Source organism: Paenibacillus sp. sgz302191, assembly GCF_057749925.1.
Genome location: NZ_JBYLHY010000063.1, coordinates 1 through 9,802, shown reverse-complemented (window position 1 = coordinate 9,802; position 9,802 = coordinate 1). Strand labels below are relative to the sequence as shown.

At 41.4% G+C, this 9,802-nt stretch carries 15 protein-coding genes; all 15 read left to right on the top strand.

The window, feature by feature from the left end; translation table 11 throughout:
* Positions 1 to 88: 88 nt before the first annotated feature.
* On the top strand, positions 89 to 496 hold the full coding sequence (locus AC3G2T_RS38325) for a hypothetical protein (protein WP_488438759.1): 408 nt from the start codon (positions 89 to 91) through the stop codon (positions 494 to 496).
* A 24-nt stretch (positions 497 to 520) separates the two neighbouring features.
* Positions 521 to 808: a hypothetical protein gene (locus tag AC3G2T_RS38320; protein ID WP_488438758.1), complete on the top strand. Its 288-nt coding sequence runs from the start codon at positions 521 to 523 to the stop codon at positions 806 to 808.
* A gap of 15 nt (positions 809 to 823) precedes the next feature.
* A complete protein-coding gene (locus AC3G2T_RS38315; RefSeq protein ID WP_488438757.1) occupies positions 824 to 2,005 on the top strand; it encodes a replication initiation factor domain-containing protein in 1,182 nt (393 codons plus the stop codon).
* A gap of 720 nt (positions 2,006 to 2,725) precedes the next feature.
* On the top strand, positions 2,726 to 3,007 hold the full coding sequence (locus AC3G2T_RS38310) for a hypothetical protein (protein WP_488438756.1): 282 nt from the start codon (positions 2,726 to 2,728) through the stop codon (positions 3,005 to 3,007).
* A 2-nt stretch (positions 3,008 to 3,009) separates the two neighbouring features.
* On the top strand, positions 3,010 to 3,312 hold the full coding sequence (locus AC3G2T_RS38305) for a hypothetical protein (RefSeq protein ID WP_488438755.1): 303 nt from the start codon (positions 3,010 to 3,012) through the stop codon (positions 3,310 to 3,312).
* A 427-nt stretch (positions 3,313 to 3,739) separates the two neighbouring features.
* On the top strand, positions 3,740 to 5,647 hold the full coding sequence (locus AC3G2T_RS38300; RefSeq protein WP_488438754.1) for a fibronectin type III domain-containing protein: 1,908 nt from the start codon (positions 3,740 to 3,742) through the stop codon (positions 5,645 to 5,647).
* Positions 5,610 to 5,885: a hypothetical protein gene (locus AC3G2T_RS38295; protein ID WP_488438753.1), complete on the top strand. Its 276-nt coding sequence runs from the start codon at positions 5,610 to 5,612 to the stop codon at positions 5,883 to 5,885. The genes AC3G2T_RS38300 and AC3G2T_RS38295 overlap by 38 nt, the downstream gene beginning before the upstream one ends.
* Position 5,886: 1 nt before the next feature.
* Positions 5,887 to 6,849: a hypothetical protein gene (locus AC3G2T_RS38290; RefSeq protein ID WP_488438752.1), complete on the top strand. Its 963-nt coding sequence runs from the start codon at positions 5,887 to 5,889 to the stop codon at positions 6,847 to 6,849.
* A gap of 10 nt (positions 6,850 to 6,859) precedes the next feature.
* A complete protein-coding gene (locus AC3G2T_RS38285; protein WP_488438751.1) occupies positions 6,860 to 7,120 on the top strand; it encodes a hypothetical protein in 261 nt (86 codons plus the stop codon).
* A 1-nt stretch (position 7,121) separates the two neighbouring features.
* Complete coding sequence (locus AC3G2T_RS38280) at positions 7,122 to 7,589, top strand: hypothetical protein (protein ID WP_488438750.1); 468 nt, start codon at positions 7,122 to 7,124, stop codon at positions 7,587 to 7,589.
* Positions 7,552 to 8,178, top strand: a complete 627-nt coding sequence (locus AC3G2T_RS38275) for a hypothetical protein (RefSeq protein ID WP_488438749.1) — start codon at positions 7,552 to 7,554, stop codon at positions 8,176 to 8,178. The genes AC3G2T_RS38280 and AC3G2T_RS38275 overlap by 38 nt, the downstream gene beginning before the upstream one ends.
* Before the next feature lie 253 nt (positions 8,179 to 8,431).
* Positions 8,432 to 8,608, top strand: coding sequence for a hypothetical protein (locus AC3G2T_RS38270; RefSeq protein ID WP_488438748.1), 177 nt, complete (start codon positions 8,432 to 8,434; stop codon positions 8,606 to 8,608).
* Positions 8,609 to 8,886: 278 nt separating this feature from the next.
* A complete protein-coding gene (locus AC3G2T_RS38265; RefSeq protein ID WP_488438747.1) occupies positions 8,887 to 9,150 on the top strand; it encodes a hypothetical protein in 264 nt (87 codons plus the stop codon).
* A gap of 7 nt (positions 9,151 to 9,157) precedes the next feature.
* Positions 9,158 to 9,400: a hypothetical protein gene (locus tag AC3G2T_RS38260; RefSeq protein ID WP_488438746.1), complete on the top strand. Its 243-nt coding sequence runs from the start codon at positions 9,158 to 9,160 to the stop codon at positions 9,398 to 9,400.
* Positions 9,401 to 9,420: 20 nt separating this feature from the next.
* Positions 9,421 to 9,657, top strand: coding sequence for a hypothetical protein (locus tag AC3G2T_RS38255; protein WP_488438745.1), 237 nt, complete (start codon positions 9,421 to 9,423; stop codon positions 9,655 to 9,657).
* Positions 9,658 to 9,802: the final 145 nt, after the last annotated feature.

Here is a 9,802-nt window from a genome sequence, read left to right as displayed (position 1 = left end):
TACGGGTTTTGTGAAGAAGTTTATATACTATTTTGCTATAAGGGTTTTAACACTATCAAAAGTTCTAATCAAGGCGGCTTAATGTTACATGGATTTACGTATTGGTCTCCTGGATCTCGCTGCTCAATCTCGTGAGCTTGTGAAGCTTTTAAAAACTGTTCGAACTCGTAGAAGTCTCATAAACGGATTTGTAGAAATTTCGTTACGCTGCCATAGCCTTTATCGTCACCGAAGGATTAAAACGAATTCGGACGCTTTCGTGCGCCGTTTTGAGGCTATATGTTCTGATTATGACGACTTGTGTTTCGAAGCTGAAGAATTATTCCCGAACTTGGATCGGGCAAGTATCAAGCCTTCCCCTGCTCTTTCTAATCGATCTGTAAAGGTTTCGATTACATTAAGGGCGGATCAATGGGAGTTCATCGATGAAATGATTGCAGCCGGCTATGCTCGGTCTCGGTCCGAGTATTTCCGTAAGCTGCACATGAGAAAATAAAAAAAACGAAAGAAGGTTTTTGGAATGTGGAAAGAAGGACAAAAAAACGTTTTGAAATTTGAGAACGGAATCGCATTGGTTGAAGTGGATTTTGTCTTAGATATGCCCGATGGCACTAAGTGGCAAGCGCGTAATAAAGAGATTTTTGCAGAGGATGGCAAACAAGAAAAAGATGTCCCTATTGAATGGACTAGATACATTAATCGGATCCAAATTTTTAAAAAGATCGAGCAAAAAGAAAATGTAAACCCTGATGAGGAAATAATTTCATCTCGGATGAATACAGGCGATTCTTTGAATTTACTTAAATAGATCGGACGTGGTTCTTTGAAAAGAGAAGAATTTATGACAAGCCTTGTAGACTGGGTGCAGTTCACTTTCCCCTACTCTACTGATATTAATTTCGCCTATGAAATTTTAGGAATTCCGGAAGAAGAATTTATTGATATGCCTTATGGATTGTACCGTTATACGAAGCAAAAAGCTTGTGGTCAGATCCGGATTTTGTATGAAGGGATCACTGCTGACATGGGCATTCATATTCAAATTAGTGGTCAAGGCTGCCGCGAGTATGAAACGCATTGGACGAACTTCGATCAGGATACATGGACTTGCCTTTTCGAACGTGTATTGAATTGTAACGGGAAATTCTCCAGGCTTGATTTAGCGATCGACGAATTTCGTTATGATGGCGATAAACCATTCTTTACGGTCGCGCAGCTGATCGCCAGAGTAAAACGAAATACATGTAAATCGAAGTTCAAGACCGTTCGCGCCATTTCCAAGATGCGGATCGAGGGCGGCGAAAACTTGGGTAACACCCTCTACTTCGGCTCTCCTACTTCCGATATCCAGGCACGCTGCTACGAGAAAAATCTTGAGCGTAAAAACGAGGGCTTCGAGATCCAAGACAAGTTAACAACCTGGAACCGTTTCGAGATCCAAATGCTAGATGAACGCGCACACAATGCAATTATGACGATTATCACGGGTATTCAATCGGGTGCTGTTGTTTATGGAATTCTTTCGCACTACATAGATTTTTTGGACAAAGTGAAAGATGATTCGAACAAGTCACGTTGGCCACGTTCGAAATTTTGGAACGATTATTTAAATGCAGCCTTACCACTCCGGCTCGCAAACGAACCACCTGACAAGACGATCCCGCAAAAACAGTCCTGGCTTATCAAACAGGTCTACCCTACTCTTGCTGAGGTTTGGGTCGCTCACGGTTGCCCTGGAGAGGATTACCTTGCTGATATTTTAAGCCAGGGCATGGACCGCATGAATGAGTCTCAATGGGATAAAGCGAATGCGTTCATGGAGCAGCTTAAAGCCGAAAAAGAAAAGCTAGATTCGAAGAAAAAAGCCAAATATGAGGAAAAACAGCAACAGCGTATGGAGGAAATTAATCGCCGTCGTAATCGCTATGAATTCGAAGCAGGGTCGTTAGAAGACATAAAAAAAGAGACTCACTGCAATGAGTCCCCATCTGACGACCTAAAATAGGTCAATACACCCAATTTTCACAAAATTCTACACAGTTTGATATAGACAACAATCTACCAAATAGGGTAAAATTACCTTAATGCTTTTTTATATACTTTGAAGGAAGCTTCTGCTAGCTTTGGTCGGCACAGAAGCGTCCTTCTAGTGAGACATGCTGCGACAACAGCCTGTCTCCTTATCTGTCATTATACAGGATACCCTTAATATTGACTAGATATGCAATTGTTAATTACTGGGAGCCGACCACTGTGTCTGCTCCCTTTTTTTGTCTCTTTATGCATAAAAATATGCGAACACTTTTAGGCGAACTCGATGCGAACACTTTGTTAATTTATGCATTCACATTCTCGTTTATGCATTCATGAATGCAAATGTGACAATTTTGTGAACTAACAAGGTTTTGAGGTTCGATGAGTCGTTTTACAAACAAATGTTCGTATATATTGTGTATAAAGCACTCCCCTGTTCCTTGAAAACTGAAAATCATACTTGTAGCTTTGTTGCAAGGGTTAACCACTCCTGGTTGACCATATGGAGCAAAGCTCCTTGTCGGGGTCTGATATGTGGCGTTATCGGACTTAAACCCTAGCCCGTACGAGTTAACGAGTCCTGCCTGGAACACTGCCCGACTGATCACGCGAACGGCACCAGCTCCACTCCACTCTGTGTTAAATATCGGGAAGCCCGGCAATAACTTAAACTCTAAAGGAGAGATTGAAAATGAGTACACAACAGCAAACTGCAACAAACCCTGGATTGATTACGCAGGAATTCTTATTCAAGCAAGTGATTTCGGGCACTGGTAAAAATTCAGGCAAACCATTCCGAGGTGTCGAGCTTCATGATTCTTCTACTCTTGAAAATATGACATTCTTCTTGCGGGATGATTCTTCCGTTAACACAACAGGCATTCTTTTCCGCGATAAAGTTGTAGCATCATTCGGCATGGAATTCCAATTCGGAAAAATGCAGCCTGTTCTTAAAGAACTTAGAAAGATTTAACGATGAAAGTCGGATTCGTTGGGACTGTAACGGTATTCCGAACGCTTGAGAATTCGGGTGTGAAGCTCGGGCAGATCGACGTGATTCAATACGGCGACCATCGTTATCCAACTGAAACATTCTTAATCAATGTTACAGATTCGGCTTACATTCGCATTATTCTTGAGCAGCTAGAAACCAACCCGTTACCTGTGATTCGCGCAATTCTATGGATTGAATGGACTAAAACGGAAATGAAGATTTCTTTGTTAGAGTTAATATCGGTGAATGATTCTCTTATTCAACTGGAGGATGATTCACTGTGACGGAATCAGAAGTTCTACTTCAACAAATTCTCGATGTTCTTACGGACATTAAGCATTATTCCATTCTCATATTCATTCTACTTTCCATTCATGTTGCCTATAACCTTGGGCATTCATTAGGAGGTAAAAAATGATAGGCATATATTCTTTACTCGGTGTACTGATTCTCATGTTCTCGGTGTCATTCTTGATTCATCATTTTATGGGATTCATGGGATTCGCTGACGGTGATTCTAAGGATATTCAACCAGTTGAAGTGGTCAATTTTTCTGACTTCTCCTTACGTCGATGAGCGATTTTCTCATATTCTACTGTTTCTTGTTGTTTGGATTCTTTGTAGCTATTCTCAAGGCTACATACAATCGATAGATTCATAGATTCTTTTAAGGGGGTGATGTAAACGAGAATTCGCATTCGGATTTGTTCTTTGTTGATTCATCAAAGCATTCTTTTTCGTAAAGCATTATTCATGCCGTTAATTATTCTAGCTGCTGTCATTCTAATGAACCTTGGTATTCCTAGTGTTCATGCTGCACCAATAGACGGTAGTTTGAAAGGCATGATTCCGCGTGTGGTTTCGGGAACGGTAACGAATCCTGAGTATGCTACGGATGGTGACGAATCTACTTATGCTACTGCGGCGATTAATTCAGTTCTCGAATATGATTTAGGTGCCGAATATGACGTATACAAGGTTTACGCTAACTTCGGTGGCGGAACGATGGCATTCGATGTATACGACAATAATCGGGTCAAAACTTGGTCGAATAACTTTTATTTTGGGAATGTGGGTTCAACTGGATCGACTGGCTATGCTTATGATATTTCGACTTTAGGCAATGCTGGTAAACCTCCACATGGTAGGTACATAACTTTCAAAGCGAATAATGCCTATCAGATCCGTGAGCTTGAGGTTAAATCTCGCGGGGCAATACCTGCTGTTACGGCGAAAAATGTAACTGCAACTACGGCTGATATCTCTTGGAGCAATGTCGGGAAAGATTATGAACTTTATCTGAATGATACAAAAGTGGCTTCGACTGGGACAACACCTTATTATACGTTAAGGAATTTAACTCCTGCGACGGTCTATAGTGTCTATGTCATTGATACCGATGAAAATGGGCAAAGGGTGAAATCGACTGTTGTTAACTTTACAACAGAGCCCCCCGATCCTCCGCGTGACCCAGTGATTACGATTGGCTCAAAGAGCTATGATCAATTTGTTATTGCCTGGTCAAATATCGGTGTCTCGTATGACGTGTTTTTGGATGGTGCTTTGGTCAACTCTCAAACTGGTTATACATACACTTTTAAGGGTTTGAAGCCGAACACAACTTATAAGGTGCTAGTTAGAGCGGTTGACACTTACGGCAGAATCACCTTTTCGACCGTTGATGTAACAACAACAGATTTGCCTGCTGTTAAACCTATTGTGCTTAGGGTGTCTACTAAAGACTATAAGCATATCATGCTTGATTGGACGGCTGCGGGCGGGACGTTTAGCGTTTATGTCGATGGAACTTTAGTATCGACGCAGACAGCAACCTTTTACGATATGGTGTCATTGCAACCTGACACGACTTATAACGTTCAAGTAAAGTCGATCGACCCTTTTGGGCGTGTTGTTGACTCGCCGATCGTGGAGGTAAAAACGGATGCGATCCCTAAGCCGACGATAAGCAAGTTATCTGTACAGAGCTTTACGTCTGACTCGGCTCGTTTAATTTGGACTGACGTTGGTGCAGCTAATTATCAGGTTTATAAAGATGGCGTTTTGCTTGCAGAAACGGACAAGTTGTTTTATCAAGTGAATGGTTTAAGCCCTTCAACATCTTATCGATTTAAAATCGTTTATAAAGATGGCTTTGACCGTAACTTAGAATCAAATGAAGTTGTTGTTACGACAACAACAGCGCCAACTCCAACTCCATCAGTACCGCCAAAGGGAACCCCTCCACCCGTTTCGAACTCAAATAATCCCGACTTGAATAAGTCGAATGATTACTTGGTTGAGGGTGCGAATGACATGAAGTTTAGCTTCATGAATATGATGGCGGTCATCATAGTCATCATCATATTGGTCTTTGGTATCTTTTGGCTTATCAGGCTATGGAAAAGGAAAATGAATGAAGCAGCCTCCACAAGTATTGGGGCTGCCTCGAAGCTGAACCTGTCAGAAGGTCAGCAAGCTGAACGTATGATGAACTCTGCAAAGCTCACTCGTTCGATTAAAGATTATAACACATCGCAAGAAAATAAAAATCTAACTAAAAAACGAAAGAAGGTTCAAGTATATGCAACTAATGGAAGGTTTCAAAAAGGTAATCAATAAGGCTCGTAAAAGAATCGTTGCTGCTGCTGTAATTACATCCGCTATCGCTGTGAACGCGGTATCTGCTTTTGCTGCAAACCCTGATCTCGATACGGTTACAGGCAATTTGACAACAGGCGCAGGTGACATGAAAACAAACTTCATGACAATGGTCGCTGTTGTGATCCCGATTATCATCGTGGTCTTTGGTATCTCCTGGTTGATCGGGCTGTTTAAACGCAAAATGAACAAAGCTTAATATGAAAAAAGTTATTACGTTTCTTTTGGGGATGACGCTTTTTATGGCGTTATCCCCTTCTTTTGTTTATGCAGCCACTCCTAATTTCGGGCCACAAACCTATCAAGTGCATAAATACTATAACTTCGGTGACGAACATTTTAGTCCTGGAGAACGTCAAGGCATCGACATATCGATTGATCCAACAAGTGTGAGTTATCAAAGCGTCAAAGGCACTGTGACCATGGATTATAATTTGATCATGGATCGCAGCATTACAAAGTTTATTATTTTAGCGAATGGCATTAACGTGGATGAGTTTGAACCATATTATGATCGCTCACTTAGTCCGCCTACTTACAAAGAATACTATTACCTCGATATTAACGTGAGTAATCAATATATAGGTTCCGACGTTTATTTCCAAGTTGTTGCTCTTCACCAGGACAACATAAATGCTCCATCAGGGAATGTTTATGTTGTTGGTTGGAGTCAGGTTACACCAACTATACGTTTAAAGCCGTTGCCTGTCACAGACTCGGATACGCATGGATTGATTAACGAGTCTAACGATTTGTTGGCTCGAATATTAGCGAAATTAGAGCAAATGCGTGCGGATCTGATGGGTAAACTTGATCAGGTTAAAAAAGCTGTAGAAGATATTTACACGGTTACCCCTCCTACTCAAGCAAAGTTTGACGCGGCTCTTGCTAATTTTCAGAGTAAGCTGCCGACTGAACAAGTTAAAGATCAGCTTAACCACATGAAAGATATGGTGGATCGGTCTGCGGAGCAGATCGAGAATACACCGCAACAGTTAAAGTTTGGTCGTATTAATTGGATGGGTGCTGTAACCACCGATGCAATCGACTTTACTGAGATGGCCGACAAGGTTGAGATGCTAAGACGTATATTACAAATTGCTTTATGGTGTGAATTTTTTTATGGAATATTGCTGATCTTACGACCTCGTTTGACAGTTTAGAGGTGCTGCTATGATAGAAAAAATGTTAGATACAATGTCGAACTTTATGAATAAGATGGCGACTTGGCTCACACTGCCTAGCATACCTTGGGATCGTTTTGCTACTGATTGGCAGGACTTTGTCGATAAGATCGCGCCTTGGAATAAGATCTTTCCACTTACGGATTTGATGATCATTATCGGTTTAGTCATCGCTTTTGGCGTTGCGCTTATCATCTTTTATACTGTTGTTTTGATCAAGTCGTTTATCCCTATGTCGGGAGGCAAGTAGCATGTTTAAAATGTTGCATTATCTTAGTTTGCGGTTCAATAAAAAGAATCTGCTTCGGTCAATACCTATTTATGTGTTAGGCGCTTTGATTTTAACAGTGTTTGGGGTGAAAGGGCTTTTGATCACTTTCTTTTTGGTTTTGTTCTTCTTTCTCGGTTGGACTGCTCATACTTTAATCGCCCTGGTTAAAGACTACAGGCTCACTTTAAGACTCAATCGGGTACACTTTAGCCAGGCTGATTATGCAACGCTTAAACGAGAGAACAGCGCTTTATTACAAGCTTTAACGGCGCGTATGGAAAAGGATGGCGGTAGAGGGGCGACGATGGGCGGCGCCCGGAGGAACCCCTCTGCCCCACCTTCTGCGCGGTTAAATCATCAGGATATTGAAGAAATGAGAATGCGTTATGCTGCTGAGGAGGAACAAGAACATGATCCGAATACTTACGGGTCTTCCAGGAATGGGTAAGACCGCAACGATGGCAAAATGGGGTTACAATGCGATGCGGGAAGGTAAAACGGTATTCAGTAATTTTCCCCTTAAAGGTGCTATCCCCTATCACGATCCTTTGTCAGTTTTAGGGCGCGTCAAAAATGCTTTGATTTTGATGGATGAAGCAGGACTGCTTATTGATCAGCTTAAAATGTTTGAAATGCCTTATGAAATCTTTTACGAGCTTCGGCAGCATCGGAAAGACGGTGTCGATCTGTTAACCTCGGCTCAAAGTATTTTCGATGTGGCTTACCCTTTCAGGCGTTTGATTCAATTTGAAAATCGAATCAAGATGAAAATTGGTCGTTTTGTTCAGGTGCTTGAGCGCGATCCGCAGCCAGCTGGAGAAAACTACGGTAAAAGATTGTGGTATCTTAGCGATTGGGTGTTTAAGATTTATTCGACTGAATTCAAGGTTAAGCCTCCTGCTTACCTTGGAATCACGCATGATGATCATAAGCAGTTTTCGCTTTCGTCTTATCAAGCGGATCTGCTTTCTCAAAAAGAAGAAGCGTTTTTACGCGATTTGATCTTAAATGTGCATCCATCAATGAGGGCTGCCTAATGTATAGCATATATCGTCATTGGTGGCTCAGGGGTATCGTTTATGCGATTTGCTATCTTGTTCTGTTGGCTGTTTTCTTCTTTGTAGGATTGGCAAGCCCTTGGGCTTGGGCAATCTTCGCTTTGTTGCTTTTACATAAAATGTTGTTGAGGTCGTTGCTATGAGTCGAAAAATGATACTGTCTTTTATTGGAGTCTCAGCAGCTGCGTTTGCTGTGACTTTTTTGTATTATATTTTCAAGGTTTTGATGTTCTTGAAACACCCTATGGATTTCTCGTTTGTACCTATCTTATATTTGGTTCTTACGTTGGTGGCTCTCTTCATTCATGCGCTGCTGTATGTGCATTTCATGGACTTGAACCCTAAGAAGTATAAGATCGAGGACGTTGAGGACTGGCGCTCCAAATGGGATTGGGATTATAAGTCGTGAAATTAAACATGGAACGCGTGAACTGGGTGTTTGACAATTGATTCAAGCGAGCTTACACCTTTAACAACTCAAGAACTTAGTGGATAATAGTGGCACGATGTTAACCTTGTGTTGCTTTGCAAAGTTAACACGTGACATTGAGGTTTTATATGGCTTGCTGCGATCCTGAGTTGAAGGAAAAACGATGTATACAAAAACATTGACTTTTGTACTCATTATGAGTACAATAATATTATGAATTGAGTACATCATTTTTCTTTAATGGAGGGATCGCGGCGGTGGCTAGAAAAACGTTACAGGTTAGCGAGGAAGTTCATGCGAGGTTTTCGCAGCTTTGGAAAAAGGTTGATCGTTTGAATTATTCAGATTCGGCAAGTGGTGTTTTGGAATGGCTAATGGATTTTTATGAAAAACACAATTCGCCTGAAATGAAAGCAGCTTTGCAACTTGTTATGTTGGCAGAGTCAAATGCTGCAGCAAAGTACGGTCAAGTGGATATTGCTGAAGCGATAAAACGGGCTCAACAAGTGAAAAAGGAGTGAATGCTTTTTGAGACATGGAATTTGTCCAAGGTGCAGAAAAGGAACGTTTTATAATTCAGGAACGTTCTATCGCTGTGATTATTGCGAATATGAGGAAAAAGCACTCCTGGTTAATGCAAAGCTTCCGCAGTATCCTAAGAAGCAGCAATCTACTCTCCAGGAGCGCGTTGATAAGTCGGTTTATTCTGTTCCTGCTGCAAAGCAGCTTGCATTGTTTGATACGACTGATTTTATTGGGTTTGGTAAGTAACAAATGGGGGTGCGTTGGTCATGAGAAAAATTATTGAAGCTGAACAGTATGGCGGTCATGTTTTTTATTTGGAAGTTGAGTCGAATTATAAGGTTCCGGAAGAAGGAAAAGGTATGCAGGATGCAGTTAATTTTTTTATGGGGCAAGAACGTGTAAATGCACTTGATTCTTTGATTAGTGTTAGTACGGATGATGCTCGTAAATTTGCAGAATCAATTATTGCACTTTGTAATGAGATCGATCGGGAAACGATTTAGAATTTGTATACTATTTTGCTGTTGGCGCGAAACCGCGCCGACTACCCCCGTATTGTAACACGGGGGTAGTAAATACAAGGAACATGGTCCGACGCTACGCGTGGTCTGCGATTTCGGGTTTTGATCTTAAATTACGGGTTTTGTG

Excerpts from the sequence above, each read along its gene's own strand:
- AC3G2T_RS38280 (WP_488438750.1), top strand. The coding sequence starts at position 7,122 with ATGTTTAAAATGTTGCATTATCTTAGTTTGCGGTTCAATAAAAAGAAT.
- AC3G2T_RS38255 (WP_488438745.1), top strand. The coding sequence starts at position 9,421 with ATGAGAAAAATTATTGAAGCTGAACAGTATGGCGGTCATGTTTTTTAT.
- AC3G2T_RS38275 (WP_488438749.1), top strand. The coding sequence starts at position 7,552 with ATGATCCGAATACTTACGGGTCTTCCAGGAATGGGTAAGACCGCAACG.
- AC3G2T_RS38290 (WP_488438752.1), top strand. The coding sequence starts at position 5,887 with ATGAAAAAAGTTATTACGTTTCTTTTGGGGATGACGCTTTTTATGGCG.
- AC3G2T_RS38285 (WP_488438751.1), top strand. The coding sequence starts at position 6,860 with ATGATAGAAAAAATGTTAGATACAATGTCGAACTTTATGAATAAGATG.
- AC3G2T_RS38325 (WP_488438759.1), top strand. The coding sequence starts at position 89 with ATGGATTTACGTATTGGTCTCCTGGATCTCGCTGCTCAATCTCGTGAG.
- AC3G2T_RS38295 (WP_488438753.1), top strand. The coding sequence starts at position 5,610 with ATGCAACTAATGGAAGGTTTCAAAAAGGTAATCAATAAGGCTCGTAAA.
- AC3G2T_RS38305 (WP_488438755.1), top strand. The coding sequence starts at position 3,010 with ATGAAAGTCGGATTCGTTGGGACTGTAACGGTATTCCGAACGCTTGAG.
- AC3G2T_RS38320 (WP_488438758.1), top strand. The coding sequence starts at position 521 with ATGTGGAAAGAAGGACAAAAAAACGTTTTGAAATTTGAGAACGGAATC.
- AC3G2T_RS38310 (WP_488438756.1), top strand. The coding sequence starts at position 2,726 with ATGAGTACACAACAGCAAACTGCAACAAACCCTGGATTGATTACGCAG.